The organism is Pseudomonas sp. YNh (genome assembly GCF_037993085.1).
GTDB lineage: Bacteria > Pseudomonadota > Gammaproteobacteria > Pseudomonadales > Pseudomonadaceae > Aquipseudomonas > Aquipseudomonas putida.
In genome coordinates, this window is the sequence record NZ_JBBMRJ010000009.1 from 1 (window position 1) to 17,154 (window position 17,154).

Here is a 17,154-nt window from a genome sequence, read left to right on the forward strand (position 1 = left end):
GCGCAGCCTCATGCGACGTGGCTTGCGGGGCGTGAAGCTGGTCATCTCCGACGCCCACGAAGGCCTGAAAGCAGCTGTGTCCAAGGTCTTCAATGCGACCTGGCAGCGCTGTCGCGTGCACTTCATGCGCAACGCCATGGCCCATGTCGGCAAGGGCCAGCGCACCATGGTAGCGGCGCTGCTGCGCACGGTCTTCGCCCAGGACAGCCGTGCCGAATGCCATCAGCAATGGCGTTTGGTCGCAGATCAGCTACGCGAAAAATACCCCAAGATCGCGACACTCATGGACGGCTGCGAGGATGAAGTGCTGGCTCATATGGCGTTTCCAAAAGCGCACCGACAGCAATTACACAGCACCAATCCACTGGAGCGGCTTAACGCGGAGATCAAACGCCGCACCGACGTCGTAGGCATCTTTCCCAACGATCCTGCAATCACGCGGCTGGTAGGCGCGATGCTGCTGGAGCAGAACGACGAGTGGTGCCTGCAACGGCGTTACATGCAGTTGGAGGCCTTTGAGGCAGTCAGCGATAATCCACAGGCCAAGCTGTCGGCCGTGATCAACTAAACGGCAAACTCAGTGGCCAGAGCCATGATGAGTTACACCACTTCCTGGGACACGATCGCCAGCAAAGCGTAGAACTGCTGACCTTCATCAAATGCGCTCAGCAACTCGGTTTCAAGCTCAAGGAAATGCAGGCCATTCTGCAGGATCATCGCGGCCAGGAGTTGCCCTGGGATCTGGCCATGCAGGCTATAGATAACAAAAAGCAGGAATTGATGGGGCAAATCCAGGCCTTGCAGCAAGTGCATGACGGCTTGGTTGAGTTTGAGCTGAGCCTCAAAGATGCTCAGATGCAATGCCAGTTCGAACACCTGGAAAAAGCCCGCTGAATCCGCTCCTCCGCCCCTGAACGGCCATGGCGCCCCGTGCCGTTTTCAGCACGCAGGCGCCCCGGCGATTTAGCCTGGCACAGCCCCACCCCGCGGCTGCTCGCCCTCTTGCACTGCTGGCTGCGGCACAATCGAGGCAAAGAACCACGGCGAAATCAGCGTGACCAACAAAATGGTCATGAAGCCGCTGGATGACAGCGCCAGTATCACCAACACACCCAGGTCGATGACGGGTTTGTAGGCGGAGAACAGCAGCGCGACAAAGCCCATCGAGAAGATCACGACGTTGACCACCGTCGAGCGCCCGACGCCCTGCATGGCCGCCAGGATGGCCTCGTCGATCTCGATGCCCTTCTGCACCAGCATCTTGATCCGTGACAGCAGGTGAACGGCGTAATCCACGACGCCCACCACCAGGAACGTCACCAGTGTGGTACCGATGTTCAGCTCGATATCCAACAGGTACATGCTGCCGTACACCGTCACCGACGTGGTCAGCAACGTCAGCATGCCGAGGATGCCCAGGCGGACTGACTTGAGCCAGAACATCATCATCAAGGTCACGGCCAGCAACGCCAGCGAGAAGCTCAGCACCTGACCCTGGGTGATTTCCTGCAACACCCCAGTCCATATGTACGGCGTACCGGCATGGGTAACCTGCAGGTTGGCCGGTTTGTTGATGGCCAGCCAGGCGTCCAGTTTATCGAGCATCGCCTGGTAATCGCCCGCCACAGAGGAGGTCATGGTGAACAGCGTCACCGCCTTCGAGTAATCGGCATTGAGCACGTTCTGCAAGTCAGTGCCGCCACCGTTCTCGAACATCATGATGTGTTGTTCGATGAGCGAGTTGCCATCGACATCGAAGGTCTCCGGTTTGCCGTCATCATCGACCACCGTCACCTGCTCCACCGCCTGCGGCACCCGCAGGAAAGCAGGGTTCATGTCGTTGAGCACGAGGTTCATGCGCTTGATGTAGGTCGCCACCGAATAGGTGTAACTCACGTTCGGCTGGGCCTTGATGAACTGGTCAAGACGTTCGAGGAACTGCACGGTTTCAGTGGTCAGCGCGCCACGCGGAGTCTTGGTGTCGAACGCGATCCAGCCCGGCGATGTACCCGCGACTCCAGCCCGGTTGATGAACGCGTCGGACGTCCGCACCGGGCTGTCCTTCTTGAAGTAGGCAATGCCCGAGTCTTCGATATCGACCTTGAACGTGAACACCGTCATCATCGCCAACAACGGCAGGATCACCAGCAATACAGGCTTGCGCCAGCGAATCAGCCAGGCACAGAACACCACCAGATAGTGGGAGATCAGCGACGCTTTCAGTTGCACTTTGCGCGGAACGGCATCTTTGCCCCAGATCGAAATCCACGCCGGAATCAGTAGCAACGAGATGATCAGCGCCGCCGTCAGGCCGATGGACATGAACACGCCAAAGTTACGGATGCTGACAATGTTGTTGGTGGTGGAAATCAGGAACGTCGCAATAGTCGTGACCGTTGTCAAAACTACGGGCGTGACCATCAGGCGCTGGGTTTCACGGTTGGCCTCGCGGAAAGACTTACCCGAATTGAGCTGTTCGTAGTACTCGGCCATGACGTGGATCGCGTCGGCACAACAGATGGTGAACAGGAACACCGGCAAGACACTGGTGAGCAAGTCCATGGGCACACGCAGCAGCGCCATCAGGCCAAGGGTCCAGATGGTGCAAAACAGGATATTGAACAGCGGCAGCACCACGCCCAGTGGTTTGCGAAAGAAGAAAACCAGCAGAGAGGTCACCAACAGGAAAACGATCGGGAACAGCATCGCCAGGTCGTGATCGATGATTTCCTGCTGGGCCGCAATGAAGATCGGCATGCCGGCGATGAACACCTCATCGGTGAACTCCGGGTGGGCGGCCTGGTACTTCGCGATGATCTCGCGGACCTGGTGATAGGCACGCAACTGGGCCTGAGCGTCGTCCTGTTTGGTGCCCAGTTCGGCGACGACCATGGCGACTTTCTTGTCCGCCGAGACGACGCCACCGACCATCTGCTCGTTGCCCATGATCTGCGCTTCGACCTTGATCGGGTCCATATCCAGGGCGTGCAGGGTCTTGTGGATCCATAACTCGCCATCGGCACTCAAGCTGATGTTTTCCAGGTCAGCCATCGAGGCCATTTCCTGGATCGGGTTAAGCCGCTCGGCAAGAAAGCTCAGGAACTGCAAGTCATGGCTGTCCCAGTGCCGGGCAATCCCATGGTCGCGCAGTGCTTTGGCGGCAGCGTAATCGTTCTGCGAAAAACCCTCGGCGAGGATCTGCACCAGCAAACCCTGGGCATCAGGGTCGCCACTGTGCAGGCCGACGATGCGCTGCAGTTCGACACGGTCCTCATCGTTCGCCAGCATCAACTGGCGTATGGCCTGGGACAGCTCGAACTGGGCGTTCAGCGACGTGGTGTTGAAGACACTCTCGGGGTTGTTCAGCGCTACCATGACCGAGTCATAGGTGCCGGTGAACTCGCGCTGCAGATCAATGATCGTCTTGCGCGCCGGGTGAGTGTCCTTGAGCAGATACGGATTGGTGTCCGACATCAGCGCGCCGAGGGTGTAGGTGAAGTAGGCGGTGATCGCCACCAGCACGAACACAATTGCCCGCGCATATCGCTCTACGAAGTTCAGGTATCTTTCCATGAATGAGGGTTCCAGATGAATCGAGAGCGGCGCTTAGCGGGCAGATACGGCGTATTCCGGCAAGTCGCCGGCTTTCAGCCCGCGCTTGATCGCGGTCTGCGTGAACAGGCGGTCGTCCAGCACGACGTTGTACTGCAACTGGTTGAAGCGCAGCTGAGAGCGCGTACCGGCGATGAAGTCCTCGGTTTCGCTGAGGGTAATGCTGTCGATCTGGTCGATGGTTTCAGTCTTCAGGGTCCGCATCTGCTTGAACATCACTCCTTTTACGTCGAAGAAGTCCTGGCGCAGCACCAGTGAGTTCTGCTTGTCAACCCAGACCTTGAGCTTGTTGTAGCCGGTCTTGGCCAGCACGGCAGGCGTCGCCGGCTCACGCTCGATCACGTAGCAATCGCGGCCCTGCAACTGCTCTTCGCCAACCAGCGTTTGGCGATAGTCTTCGGCGCGAATCTTGTCGAGGTCGGCATAGGAGTAGTCGCTACCCATGAACGCCCCGCGTTTGTCGGTGGTGGAAATCCTTCGGGTCTGTCGGCTGACCGGCAAATACATCCATTGGCTGTCTTCGAGGCCCAGGGCCTCGCGCGGGTTTTCGATGTGGAAGGCGACGTCACGCACATCACTCGGCGCGGAGAAATACATGGTGAATTTGTCGCTGTCCGGGTAATCCTTTTGCAGGTAGCTGAACTCGCGGATACGGCTGTTACCTTGCTTGTCGATCAGGATCAGGGACACCTGCGACATGAAGCTCTTGCCGTCGTCGCGGTCCCGGGCCTGGCGAATGATGTCGTCGGCCGTGCGTGTTTCAGCTGCCATGGCGGCAGCGGCGCTCAGCAGCAGTGCGCTTACAGTCAGGGTCTTGAAGATGGGCAACATCGCGATTTCCTTTTCATTGTTTGAGTGGTTCGCACACCGCATCGGTGTGGTCAGAACAGATAACCGGCGGACAAGCGCACCTGGTCGCGGTTGGCGTACGCACCGAACTGGCGGTCGGGCTTGCCGAAGAACACATCGACTTCGAGCCCCAACTTGAGCCAGTCCACCGGTTTGTAGGTGAAGATCCCCTGAACGAAACTGTCGTCCTGCGCTGGCGGCGACATGCCGAAAACCAGACGGGTCTTGAGGCGATCCTGGAACTGCGAGCCTTCGGCAGACACGGTGAACAGGTCGTCGCGTTTGTCCTGGACCATGCCGGGCTGCCAGTCGAGCAGCCGCTGATGCTGCCACTGCGTCGAGATCAGCCAATCCCGCAAGAGGTAATCGACGCCCAGCAGCGACTTGGTCATCGCCGTCTGGTCGCTGCCGTAAGCGCGGTAAGGATTGGTGACGCGCCAATTGTCAAAGTAGGCGACTTCACTGCGTACCACGATGCTGTGGCCGGCATCGATGGCCACACCGGCACCGCCCATGGAATAGCGCGGGAATTGCCGTTCGAGGCGAATCAGGCCCTCCTCGGTCTGGCCTTCGACGGCGTAAACCGGGTCCTGTTGGCGGGTGTTGAGGGCAACGAAGCTGACATCCACCGTGCCGATCCGGCCGTTGGCACTGGCGCCGTAACCGAAGCCACTGTGACCGTCATAACCGGGCCGCGAATCGACCACGAACATCTGCGGATCGGGTGTGGCAAAGATCGGTGCATCGAACTCGCTGCCGACGGCCGGCGCCTGGTTTTTCACAAAATCAGTGATCACCAGCGCTTCCAGCTCCCACTCGGCGACCGGCTGTACCAGGCGAATCATCGGTACGGCGATGCGGCTGTCTTCCAACAGACCGATCACACCCTCGCGATAATCCAGCGGGTTGATCTGATCGAGCACCCGTAATTCATCTGCACGCCCCCACACCACCTGCTGCCAGCCCACCGTCAGCTCGCCATCACCGACGTAGAGCCCCCAGTAAAGGTGCCGCCAATCGGCAGTCGCCCGGTAATCGTCCCGGGCTTGCGCGCTGTATGGGTTGTTGCCGTCATAACGGAAGTCGTAACGGGCTCGACCCTTGGCCTTGTAGTAGCCGCTGTCCCAGGTATCCTCCAGGCTGAACCTGAGGTACACAGCCTTTTGCGTGACCTGGTCGTCACCGTGCAGACGCACGGCCGTGGCAACGCCGATCTCCGCTTCATGATGCTCCGGCAACCACTCGGCGATCGCCACTGGCGAGCCGAGGCTGACCAGCGCGGCCAAAAGGCCGCGGTTCAATCCCAGTCGAGCCATGGCTACATTCCCAACCCGGCACCGCCGTCGATCATCAGGCTTTGCGCCGTGACACCACTCGCCTGCGGGCTCGCCAGATAACGAACCATGGCCGCCACTTCGTCGCCCTGAATGAAGCGCCGTAGCGGCAACTTCTTCTTGGCATTGCGCAGGATTTGCTCGTGGCTGATCCCGGCGATGCGCGCTTGTGCCGCCAATTCGCCTTGTAGCATCGGTGTGTCGATCCAGGCGGGCAGGATGGCATTGACGGTGATTCGCCGTGGCGCCAGGTCCAGCGCCAAGGCTTTGGTCATGCCGATGATGCCGTGCTTGGAGGCGCAGTAAGCGGTGTTGCGGACCTTGCCCGCTCGGCCGAGGATCGACGACATGTTGACGATCCGCCCACCCTCCGCCATCAGCGGCAGGCACAACGAGGTGACGTAAAAGGTGCCGTTGAGGTTGATCGAAATGACCTTGTGCCAGTTGTCGAGGTCTTCGGGTTCGTTCTCGTCGCAGACCCCGGCGCTGTTGACCAGCACATCGACAAAGCCGACCCGGTTGGCCAGGCCCTTGAACAGTAGTTGCAGGCTGGCGAGATCGGCGATGTTCGCTTGATGGGTTTCGATGCGAGCGGCAAATTCGCCCTCGGTGACCCACCTCCGCAACGTTGCCAGATCCCGATCGAGCAAGATCAAAAGGTGCTCGGCCTGGGCTGCAAAGTTTTCCGCGACGGCGCGGCCAATACCATTGGCCGCGCCAGTAATCACAATCGTGCGTGCCTGGCTCATAGCATTTTCAACCCGCCGTTGACGGACAAGACTTCGCCCGTGACGTACAGGCCGCGCTCGGCCAGATAAAGCACCGCGTCGGCAATTTCTTCAGGCCGGGCGAACCGTTTGATCAACAGCCGCGACTGGATTTCCTGCTCATGGGCGCCGACCAGGGCTTGGCTCATGTCGGTGCTGACGATGCCGGGCGCCACCGCGTTGACCCGGATGTTGCGCGGCGCCAACTCCACCGCCAGTGCGCGTGTCAATGCTTCTACACCGCCTTTGGCGGCGGCGTAGTTGCTCTGGCCCTTGCCGGGCTTTTGCGCGGCCACCGAACTGAGGTTGACGATGCAGCCGCTGCGTTGACGCATCATGCAGGGCAGCACCTGCTGACAGCACAACAGCGTGCCGACCAGGTTGGTCTGGATGACCTCGGTGATGTCACTCAACGATTGCGTGGCGAGCAAACCGTCACGGGTAACACCGGCGTTGTTGACCAACAAGTCGATACGCTCGAAACGTTGCTCGACCCGTTCAAAAAACGCCTGAATGCTCTGCGCATCCTTGACATCACACCTCACGGCCAGGCACTCCCGGCCGAGCCCTTCGACCTGCGCCTGCAAGGCAGCGGCTGACGCCTCGTCACGGACATAACTGAAGGCAACCTGATAACCCGCGCCGGCCAGGGCCAGCACGATGGACTTGCCAATGCCGCGACTGCCGCCGGTCACGACAGCTATTTTCTGAGTCATGACCGCTCCTTAAAGTGAGTTATGAGTTTTGAATTGCGCGAGGGTGAAGCCGTGTGTCGCGGCCAGTGCGCGGACCTGCTGAACTTGCTCACGGCTGATATCGCCGTAGGAGCCGTGCTGGCGCATGCCAGACAAGCCCATCAACACCGACTCGGCCATGCACGCATACAGCTGACCTTTTTTCAGGTAGGCCCGCACGTTGGGGGCCAGGCCATCGTCGAACGGCGTCTGGACGATGCCGCCGTGCATGTAGAGCACGTCTTCGCGTTGGCTCGGCAGGTCTTGATGGACGTTCAGCGGCACGGCGATATCGCAAATCACGCTGCGCTCGGCGAAATGTTCGGCACCGAGGAACGGCTGAGGCGCACTGGCAGCGCACAGGACAATCCGTGCGCGCTTGAGGGCGTCGAGATCGTTGGTGACGGTGATGAAGGCGTTCGCGCCAAGGCGCTCATCCACCAGACGGGCGATGTGCAAACCGAGGTCGGCTTTTTGACCATGTGAGTGCAACACGCCACAAAAACCATCAAGGGTCAGCAGTCGCTGCGCCAACCGGTCGTGTTCGGCCGTGCCTTTGAGGATCGAACGGGCCGCGTCGGCGTAAATCTGTTGCGCAGTTTTCTCCAGGCGCCGAACCGAGCCGTCACGACCGCTGCCTATCAGAATCAGGTGATCGACGGTGGCGGACAGCACGGAGGCATAGGTCGACGCAACGTTACCGGCGGCACCGACAACGGCAGCGGTTTGCTCGCGCAGTGCCAGACCTTGCTGTACACAGCCTTGCTCGATGGCTTCGAGGCCCATGCCGATGGTCAGGGCATTGCCGGACGTCAGCGCCATGTCGGCAATCTTCAGCGCCTGACAATTGTTGGTGACGATCGAGGTGTACATCCCGAGGCCGGCGATGCTGCAGCCATCGGCGCGGGCGTCGGTGACACGCCTGCCGACTTCTTCGCGGATGCTGTCCAGGTCACCGCTGAGGATGTACTCGGCCATGGCATCCGAATCCATGCACAGCGGGTACAACGTGAACTCTACCGCCATGCCGAGGCGCGACCGAATGATCACCGGGCCGACTGGCACAGCGCGGCGTTCAGGCTTGGTGCGATTGATGAACGTGCGTTTTTGTTCCGGACTCAGGGCTGCCAGCGAGGGATCGACGTCACCGAGGATATCGGCATCGATCAGGTGGTTGATGAACGCTACCCGAGCGACGACTTCGACCTTGGCATCGGTGTTTTCAGCGGGCTCGGCCACCCGAAAATCGTCCTGACGGGCTGGCACGGCGGGCATCGAGTCCGCGCAGATACTCGCCGCCAACGGCAACGCATCGCCACGGCGCAGCATGTCGCAGACCCGTTGCAGGGCAGCGATCAGCCCGTCGATTTCGCTCAAGGTGATACAGGCTGGCGGCTCCAGGCGAATCACGTTGGAGTTGCTGCCCGACGGTGCCACCCGCAACGCTTCGAATTGCAACAGGTAACCGGCGATCAAGTAACCCAAGGCATCGTTGTACTGGGCCGACGCCTGCACCAGCGAGCTGCTGACATTCAAGTCGTGCAATTCCAGACCCACCAGCAAGCCACGCCCGCGCACATCGGCGATCACATCCGGATAGGCCATCTTCAGTTCATTGAGCGAGGCTTTGAGGTAGGCGCCCTTGGTGCGTATGTCTTTGAGCATCGCGTCGTCATTGGCGAACAACCGGCGCAATGCCGACAGCGCGATATGGCAGGACGGATCGTCCTCGGCGAAGGTCGAGCTGTGGATGTAGCTGAACTCGCCTTCGTAGTGGCTGCTGCGGATCACCGTCGCGGCGATTTTCATCAAGCCGCCGCCAAGGGCCTTGGACAGGCAGTAATAGTCGCCTTGCAGGTTGAACTGGCTGCTGGCAAGAAGTGTCCCGGCGCGACCAAAGCCCGACTGCACTTCATCGACCACCAGCGGGCACTGTTGCTCGTTACACAGCTTGCGCAGCCCCAGATAGAACTCGGCCGTGAACTCGTTGATACCGCCTTCGCCCTGAATCGGTTCCATCAACACGGCGGTAATCGCACTGAACGGCAGTTGCAGCACGTTCAGGTGTTCGCCGTCCCATTGCAGGCTCAACCAATGGTGCGTGTGCCGGGCCGGCAATGCCTGCAACTGATGGGGCTGCTGTGGGTCGAGGAACTCGACGTTCAGCCCAAAACGGGCAAACGGCGCGCGGTACTGACGGCCATAGGTCAGTTGCACGGTATTGACCAATTTGCCGTGGAAGCTGCCGCGCAGGGCGACAAATACCGGTTCGATGTGCAACTGCGCCAAGTTGTGTTGGCGAACGGCTTCAACCACCTGACGCAAGGTCACGCTGTTCAGGGTGGCCGGCAGGACACCTGCAGGCAGGTCGAGGTCCGCCACATCCAGTTCGCGGTAAGCGTGTTCGCTGGCGGTCAGGCTGGCCAGGGTGAAATCGATGTCGTCGAACTGCTTTTGCAGGCTCTTCTGGCGACGGAACTCCGCGTGCTTGACGGCGATTTCCACCGCCTCCGCGCCACTGTTGGAGAAAGTCGAAACATAACGTTCGGTGTTCTTCAGTTCGCGATTGAAGGCGTCGCTGAGCGCTCGCCCCAATTGCCCGGCCGCACCGCGGATCGACATTTGTGCGTTGAACGGCACGTCGCTGCGCAGCAGCGCACATAGCTGATCGACAAACTGTGGGTCGTTGTGGCCGAACAGTGCCGCACCGTAACCGCCGAGAAAGTCGGTGACCGTGACCACGTCGCCCTTGGGGTTGCGGTAGAACAACTGGCTACCGAGGGCGCGCTCAAATTGACACTCCAGGCCCAGTGCCTGGAGCAGGCCGACGAATTTGGGCCGAACGAAATCGCGATAATCCATGACAGTCATATCCCTTGAAAATTAAAAAAGAGGCGGTAGTCAGCGGCAGTCCTGAGTGACCTTTGCGCTGTAGAGCACTTGATAGGCGGCGCTGAATCCGTTGTCGTCGCGGTTCAGCACCAGGCAGTGCGCAAGGCTCGCGGCGTGAGGCGCGCCCTGAATGAACGGCAGGTTCGCCACTGGTCGCTGCAAACCGGCAATCGGCGGCACGCTTTGGGCCTGCAATGCGCAACGCGCAAGCATCAGATCCACCAGGCTCGGCGCCGCGCTGAGAATGCCGTTGATCGCCAACCCGCTGGTGATGTGCGAGGCGCGTGCAAGGGCCAGCGTCTGGCACAACACGCGGTCTTTGTGCGCGTCGCCGGTGCCGCTGCACACCAAAACATCGGTTGGGCTGTCGGGCAGGCTCAAGCGACCGAGGGAGGCATGGGCCGTCATGTCGGCGAGGCACGCCTGAGGACCGGCCGGCAGGTCTTCGCGCCGGCGCAGCACCAATGCTGCCGCGCCCTCCCCGGCAATGCCGCCGGTGCCCCGAAGGTCAAACGGCAGCAGCGTGTTCGAGCCATTGGCGCTGATGACACCCGCCTGGACCAACCCGGACAGCGCCAGGGCATCCAGCTCGCTGCCCGCACCGACAACGATTGCCGCGTCAATTCGGCCATCCTGCAAAGCGGCCGTAGCCTCACGCAAGGCTGCCAGGTTGCCAGCGACACCTTGCATATAGGCGTTGCACTCACCCACCAGTTTCAGCGCCAGGCTGGTGACACCCAGCAAACAGTTGCTCAAGCCTTTGAGCACCAGAAAAGGGTCCTGGGCACGGTCTTGCAGGATCCGTTTGGCGAACGCCGCCATGTCGGCGACGCCGTCCTGCCGACAGCCGAGCAACAACTCGGCATAGGATTCCAGAGACGGATGGGTGTAGCCGCCCTGACAGCAATACAAACCGAAACGGACATCCGGCGGCTCATCGGCCAGGCCGGCTTCTTCCAACGCCTGACGTACCGCGCTGACACCCCAGATCACTGCCGGCGTGCAGTAACGCTGAAGGTTTTGCGCAAGGTCTTGTCGGCTGCGTTGGTGGTCCTGATCCTGAATTTGCCCGAACGCCACCACGCGTTCGCTGCTGAACCGTCGGGCGTTCAGCGCCGTAATTGCACTGCGCCCTTCGGTTGCGGCCGCCCAGAAAGGCTCGACACCCCAACCGCTGGGCAACACGCAACCCGCACCGGCAATCGCGACCGCCTGTTTCATCGCGGCGCCTCCCGGTACTTGCCCAGCGCCAGTGAAGTGTTGAGGCCGCCGAAACCGAAGGAGTTGCTCAGGGCAACGTCAACCTTGCGCTTGACCGCTTGAAGGGCGCAGTAGTCGAGGTCGCATTGTTCGTCGGCATCCTGCAGGTTCAGGGTCGGCGTGACCCGATCATCCCGGCAGGCCAGGGCCGTGAGCATGAACTCCGGTGCTCCGGCGGCCGCAATCAGGTGGCCGAACTGGGATTTGTTGGCCGTCACCAGCAACCGCCGATAATGTTCGCGCTCGGCGAACAGGGTCTTGATCGCCAGGGTTTCGGCGGCATCGTTGAGGGGTGTCGAGGTACCGTGGGCATTGATCAGGTCGACCTGTTGCGGCGCCAGCCCGGCATCCGTCAGGGCCGCCTGCATCGCCAGCACCGCGCCCCGGCCCTGCGGGTCGGGTGCGGTGATTTTGTAGGCATCCAGGCTGCTGCCGAAACCCAGCACTTCGGCGTACGGCGTTGCCCCTCGGGCGAGCGCCCGTTCGAGGGTTTCGAGCACTACAAAACCACCACCTTCACCCGCAATCAAGCCACTGCGATGGCGGTCGAACGGCCGACACAGTTCGGTGCCCCAACGCTGTTCGCTGCTGGCGGCGCCGAGCAAATACAGCGCGGTCATGGTGTCCAGGCTCAGCACCGAATCGGCGCCCCCGGCAATGGCCAGCTCGACCTCGCCGCGACGGATCATCTGGAATGCATTGCCGATGGCCTGGGACGCTCCCGCGCAGGCGCTGCTGATATTGATCACCGGGCCTTCACTGCCGATGCCATCGGCAATCACCCGCGCAAGGCGGTCGTTGCTCTGACACAGTGAACTGTCAGGATCGACCTGCGCCTGTCGCGCCATCAATTGAGCCCAGGACGGCGCCTGCGCCGGGTTATCCGCCAGGCTGAGCAGCATGTCCTGCAAACGATGAGCAGGTGCGCCGGACGCTGACAATACCGCCGCGCCACGCAACTGTTCGGGGCTCAGACCACTATCGGCAATGGCTTGGGTGGCCGCGACCCATCCAAAGCGGGTGCGTTTTTCCAGCGCCAATCCCCAAGCCGGATGGTCTTTCAAGTGTGCCGGCATCAAGCCCATGTCCACGGGCGCTGCGTAACGCACGGGGAACGCACCCGCCTCGACGCCTTCCGGTTGCCATGGCCGAATGCAATGCTCGCCGTCCAACATTCTTTGCCACATGGACTGCCACTCGAAACCGAAGCCGGTGACGGCGCCCATGCCCGTGATCACGATCCGTGTGAGGCTCATGGGTAACTCTCCATTGTCTCTGTGTCCGACGACGTCCTGGCCAGCAGCACCGCGCCCCAATGCCCGCCTCGGCTATGTTCCAGCAACAGCGTGTAACGGCTGCAATCCAGTGCCCAGGTCACAGCAATTTCGCTGAGCAAGGCGCTGGCGCCCAAGTCACCTAGCAACGCCTTGGAGTGTTCAAGGGTGTGCCCCGATAGGGTAAACAACGCGGCAATCTGCGGATCCTGTGCATCGGCGACGACTTGCCCGACATCGCTGAGGCACAGTTTTTCGTTGCTCAAAGCACGCTCGATGACGTCGCGACCAACCGCCAGTCCACGCTCGGATTGCGCGCTGTAACCCCGGGCAAACCCGGCGATACGCAACGCAGATCGAGCACCGCTGCCCGGGTTGGTCGTCAGCAACAGTGCCGCAGCACCTTCGCCGAAAACCCACGGGCCGGGGTTCACAGGTGGGTGAGTAGCGTCACGCAGGTACAACGCGGGGGTGATGTTCGGACTGCTGCTGACGACGACGGCAGCATCGGCACGGCCCTCGCTCAGATGGGCAGCGGCCTCCATCAAAGCATCCAGCCCCGCATTGCCCTGGGAGCAAAAACCGCCCATGGGCCCCTTGCAACGCAAGGCCTCAGCCGCGTGCGCCATGACGCTGCTATTGAGCATCATCAGCGCATGCAGCGGCGGTGTATGGGCAAAGAATTGCGCCAACAGATCTGCAGGTTGTGCACCAATGGCCTGCACCGCATCCCAGCACGAACTGGGGCCATCCACTTCCGGAATGGCAGCGATCAATGCGATCCGCTCGTCGGGCAGGTCCAGCCCACGCAAGGTCTCGGCGAGACGGCCGGCGCAATACAGCAGGCGCGCGCCCTGAGGCTCGAGGCTGCGGGACAGTTTGCGGTCGTACACACCCGCCGGCAAGGCGGGCGCTGCAACACAATGGGCCAGACGTGCCGGGTCGAAATCCAGCGGTTGCGCGGCCTGAGGTTGACTGTCACGAGGCGCACATTCAGTACCGCCGGCGTTGAGTACCGACGCACCAGTGATATAAACAGCGGTTGAATTGGATCTGGTCATGTCATGCCCTGCCCAGCACCAACGAACTGTTCACGCCACCAAACCCGAAGGAGTTGGAGAGCACGACATTGATCGGTTGCTGCAACGGTTCGCAAAGGAATTTCAACGCCGGAAATTCGGTTTTTTCCGGCTGAAAATTGAGGGTCGGCAAGGCCACGCCCAACTGAATGCTCATCAACGACAGCACCGCCTCAATGGCACCGCTGCCGGCCAACGAATGCCCTACGGCAGATTTGTTGGCGGTGAACGTCATCTGCTCCAGGGTTTCGCCGAAGACCTGCGCCAGGCCCAGGGCCTCGCAACGGTCATTGGCTTGTGTCGACGTACCGTGAACATTCACATGGTCCACAGCCGCACTGGTCAGTTCGGCATCGGCCAGGGCCGCCGCCATGCAGGCGGCATACTTGCTGCCATCGCGGCTGCTGGAGGTGATTTTCTCTGCCTCGCACAGATTCGCGTAACCCAGCACCCGGCCCAGCGAACAGGCCTGACGACGCTCGGCATGCTCGCGGGATTCCAGCACCAACAGCGCCGCCCCTTCACTCAGCACAAAACCGCAGCGGTCCGGCATGAACGGCCGGCTCTGTTCTTGTGGGGAAAAGTCCACGCGCTGGCAGAGTGCGCCCAGCCCATCAAAGCTGTAGTAGGACAATTCATGGGCCATCAACTCCACCGCGCCACACATTGCCAGGTCGATCTCACCACGGGCGATCGCTCGATAGGCGCTGCCGATGGCCATGGTGCCGGCGGCACAGGCATCGGAATGTGTGGAGATATGGTCACGGACGCCCAGCCATTCGGCGAGATGGCAGGTTTGCTGATCAACCCGCCGGGCAAACGCCCCACCGCTGAGGGTGTGGTTATCCAGGAACTGGTCGAGATCGACCCGCCCCTGATCGTCCATGTAACGGCTGGCGTCCCGCAAATCACCGCTCACGCAATGTTTGTTGGCCCCGACGAAAATACCGCTGGCGACTCGGGCAAATGCGCCGTCGGCCAACCCGGCATGGGCCAGCGCCTGACGGGCCACGTAATGCGCCAGCCATTCCTGGCGGGAGGTGGTCTGCAGGTCGCCCGGAAATGCCGCCGCGATGACCTGCCATTGTTGCTCATCGATAAATCCGGCCGCCGGGTTCGCAAACCCCAGTTCGACAAACGCCGGGTGCTGGCCGATGCAGGAACGGTTTTCGCTGATCGTCGTGAACAGCGAGGCCGCATCCAGTGCCGTGGGAGCCACCAGGCCATAGCCGGTGACCAGAACCTCTCGGGCCTGCATCAAGGCACCCCCTACGCCGAAGCCTTCAACTGGGTGGCCGCGTACTGCTCAACCAACAGACGCGAGATCGAGTCACCGTCCAGAGGGGTCAGGCGAGCACTGCAACCGCCACACACCACTTGTTGGCGTTCATTGAGTTGGGCATGAGCCGCGCCACACTCAGGGCAGGTCTCGGGGAGGTGGTTGAACACGTTATGGCATTGCTGCGCCCAGTTCCGCACGGTGGTGGCCGAGAAGACATCGCCCGGCTGCATGCCCACGTGCAACTGGCCCGGCGCATAAGCGCTGAGGCTCTGCTCCAGCAAGGCCACGCCGTCCTGCGTGATTCGGCCTTTTTCGATAAACCGGGTGGCGTCGCCAAACACCGCTACCGCGTGATCCAGCACGCTGGTTTTCGGCAAGGTGCAACCGTACTGACGGCCCAGCTGGAAGCTCAGGTCGACGATGTCCAGCGAGTCGGCGCTGAGGTCGTCAACGATACTGCTGTGCTCTGTCACGTCGCCCCTGTCCAACACCAGCAACTGCGCAAGAATCTCCTGTGTACTGCTGATAACGCTGTCCAGTTCCAACGGATTATTCATTGATTGTTTCCCTACAAAAGCCGCATTGAATGAATAAAGTCATCGGGCCAAAAAAGCTGTTTTCAGGCCAGATCTATCGAGGGCCGGGAGTCTAAAGTCTCCCCCTAAGGGGAGAGTCAACGTGCCATCAGTGCTTTTTGCGAGAAATCCCGACGCGCCCGAACCTTTGATTTATGCAGCTCAATGGGGCTTGGAGAGGAATCGTAAGAGGACAAAATCGATGGCTTGAAACAGCACGATAGTTCCAGAAACGGGATGTACGCGGCCGTGGCATTGGCCAGGATCGGCACAACGCCGAAGTAGTACGCGTCGTTGGACAGCACGAAGGTCTGGCGGTTGGACTCGAAACCACCGACGGCAAGCACACAGGTACGCGCCTCGATGCGCTCGGCAGGCAGATGTCGCCCCTGCCTTTTCCTAGCCTCCAAGAGCCATTTACTTCCAGCTAATTGCTACATAGGGGGCATGTCTGAGGGCATGCTTTGGATGGTTTGAAAAGGATGCCCCCAACTGAAGATGCTCAGCGCCTCCGGGATCCGGATAGCCTGTGACCGCATCTCTGCACACGCCGTGAAACCCCATCTGGCCTTTGCCCAGGATCAGCTATCTACAAGGCCAAGACCGTTGGTTTTGATTAGGCTTGGATGTACTTCTAAGTGGGTATGCGGACGACCAGCGCAGCCGCCCGCTTTTGGCCATCAAACCTGAGCTTGGCCGCCGTCAACGAACAATTCGATACCATTGACGAAGCTCGCGTCATCCGATGCCAGGAACAGCGCGGCACTGGCGATTTCTTCCGCCTCACCGACACGACCCATTGGAATCAGCGAAGCCAGGTAGTCGAGCAAACCTTGTTGCTGTGCAGCATCTGGCCCCGCCAGGTCTACCAGGCCTGGGGTACGTGTTGCACCTGGGCTGATGGTGTTGACCCGTACCTGACGGTCTTTCAAATCCAGAATCCAGTTGCGAGCGAAAGCACGTACGGCTGCTTTGGAAGCGGCGTAAACACTGAACGCGGCAGTGCCGGAGGTGCCCGCAGTAGAGCCGGTGAGGATCACCGAGGCTTTGGGGGCCAGCAAGGGCAGGGCTTTTTGTACGGTGAACAGGACGCCTTTGACGTTGCGGTCGAAGGTGTCATCGAAGTGCTGCTCAGTGATTTCGCCCAGGGGCAGCATCGAACCACCGCCGGCGTTAGCGAAGAGCACATCAATGCGGCCATGCGCGGAGCCAATCTGACTGTAGAGCGCGTCCAGTTGGTCGAGTTTGGTGGAGTCGACTTGCACGCCGGTGGCGTTCCCGACAGCGGCCACTGCCGCATCGAGTTCGATCTGGCGGCGACCGGTGATGTACACGTGGGCGCCTTCTTCAGCGAAGCGTTTGGCAGTGGCGAGGCCGATGCCAGTTGTGCCGCCGGTGACCAATGCGATTTTGCCTTCGAGCTTGCCAGTCATGGTGTTTCTCCCGTTACGTTAAGTAAGTTGCTGCGGTGTGGGAGAAGCTTATCGACGGCATCT

General features: G+C 60.8%; 14 protein-coding genes and 1 pseudogene. 2 read left to right on the forward strand and 13 right to left on the reverse strand.

Annotated elements, in window-relative coordinates; genetic code table 11:
* A partial coding sequence (locus WF331_RS11420) for an IS256 family transposase (RefSeq protein ID WP_340622926.1) occupies positions 1-568 on the forward strand: 568 nt, incomplete at its 5' end.
* A gap of 59 nt (positions 569-627) precedes the next feature.
* A pseudogene (locus WF331_RS11425) lies at positions 628-894 on the forward strand (MerR family DNA-binding protein); the annotation flags it as partial.
* Positions 895-963: 69 nt separating this feature from the next.
* On the opposite strand, the gene WF331_RS11430 reads toward WF331_RS11425, so the two are convergent.
* The 13 genes from WF331_RS11430 to WF331_RS11490 all read right to left on the reverse strand — a co-directional run bounded on the left by WF331_RS11430 (position 964) and on the right by WF331_RS11490 (position 17,091).
* Positions 964-3,573, reverse strand: coding sequence for an efflux RND transporter permease subunit (locus WF331_RS11430; protein WP_284360106.1), 2,610 nt, complete (start codon positions 3,571-3,573; stop codon positions 964-966).
* 33 nt (positions 3,574-3,606) lie between these two features.
* A complete protein-coding gene (locus WF331_RS11435; protein ID WP_284360105.1) occupies positions 3,607-4,443 on the reverse strand; it encodes an outer membrane lipoprotein-sorting protein in 837 nt (278 codons plus the stop codon).
* 50 nt (positions 4,444-4,493) lie between these two features.
* Positions 4,494-5,777: a DUF1302 family protein gene (locus tag WF331_RS11440; protein WP_284360103.1), complete on the reverse strand. Its 1,284-nt coding sequence runs from the start codon at positions 5,775-5,777 to the stop codon at positions 4,494-4,496.
* A gap of 2 nt (positions 5,778-5,779) precedes the next feature.
* Positions 5,780-6,544: an SDR family NAD(P)-dependent oxidoreductase gene (locus WF331_RS11445; protein WP_284360102.1), complete on the reverse strand. Its 765-nt coding sequence runs from the start codon at positions 6,542-6,544 to the stop codon at positions 5,780-5,782.
* A complete protein-coding gene (locus WF331_RS11450) occupies positions 6,541-7,278 on the reverse strand; it encodes an SDR family NAD(P)-dependent oxidoreductase (RefSeq protein ID WP_284360101.1) in 738 nt (245 codons plus the stop codon). The genes WF331_RS11445 and WF331_RS11450 overlap by 4 nt, the downstream gene beginning before the upstream one ends.
* 9 nt (positions 7,279-7,287) lie before the next feature.
* The gene (locus WF331_RS11455) at positions 7,288-10,158 is read right to left on the reverse strand and encodes an aminotransferase class III-fold pyridoxal phosphate-dependent enzyme (RefSeq protein WP_340622927.1); all 2,871 of its coding nucleotides are present in this window, start codon (positions 10,156-10,158) and stop codon (positions 7,288-7,290) included.
* Positions 10,159-10,197: 39 nt separating this feature from the next.
* Positions 10,198-11,409, reverse strand: a complete 1,212-nt coding sequence (locus tag WF331_RS11460) for a beta-ketoacyl synthase N-terminal-like domain-containing protein (protein WP_284360096.1) — start codon at positions 11,407-11,409, stop codon at positions 10,198-10,200.
* The gene (locus WF331_RS11465; RefSeq protein ID WP_284360094.1) at positions 11,406-12,704 is read right to left on the reverse strand and encodes a beta-ketoacyl-[acyl-carrier-protein] synthase family protein; all 1,299 of its coding nucleotides are present in this window, start codon (positions 12,702-12,704) and stop codon (positions 11,406-11,408) included. Before WF331_RS11465 ends, WF331_RS11460 begins: the two co-directional genes overlap by 4 nt.
* Positions 12,701-13,615: a beta-ketoacyl synthase gene (locus WF331_RS11470; RefSeq protein WP_284360390.1), complete on the reverse strand. Its 915-nt coding sequence runs from the start codon at positions 13,613-13,615 to the stop codon at positions 12,701-12,703. Before WF331_RS11470 ends, WF331_RS11465 begins: the two co-directional genes overlap by 4 nt.
* A gap of 169 nt (positions 13,616-13,784) precedes the next feature.
* Positions 13,785-15,059, reverse strand: coding sequence for a beta-ketoacyl-[acyl-carrier-protein] synthase family protein (locus tag WF331_RS11475; RefSeq protein WP_340622928.1), 1,275 nt, complete (start codon positions 15,057-15,059; stop codon positions 13,785-13,787).
* An 11-nt stretch (positions 15,060-15,070) separates the two neighbouring features.
* Positions 15,071-15,640, reverse strand: coding sequence for an acyl carrier protein (locus WF331_RS11480; protein WP_014756385.1), 570 nt, complete (start codon positions 15,638-15,640; stop codon positions 15,071-15,073).
* 116 nt (positions 15,641-15,756) lie between these two features.
* On the reverse strand, positions 15,757-16,005 hold the full coding sequence (locus tag WF331_RS11485; protein ID WP_340622962.1) for a hypothetical protein: 249 nt from the start codon (positions 16,003-16,005) through the stop codon (positions 15,757-15,759).
* A gap of 333 nt (positions 16,006-16,338) precedes the next feature.
* Entirely contained in the window at positions 16,339-17,091 is a 753-nt protein-coding gene (locus WF331_RS11490) for an SDR family NAD(P)-dependent oxidoreductase (RefSeq protein WP_016500076.1), read from the reverse strand.
* Between the last annotated feature and the right edge of the window lie 63 nt (positions 17,092-17,154).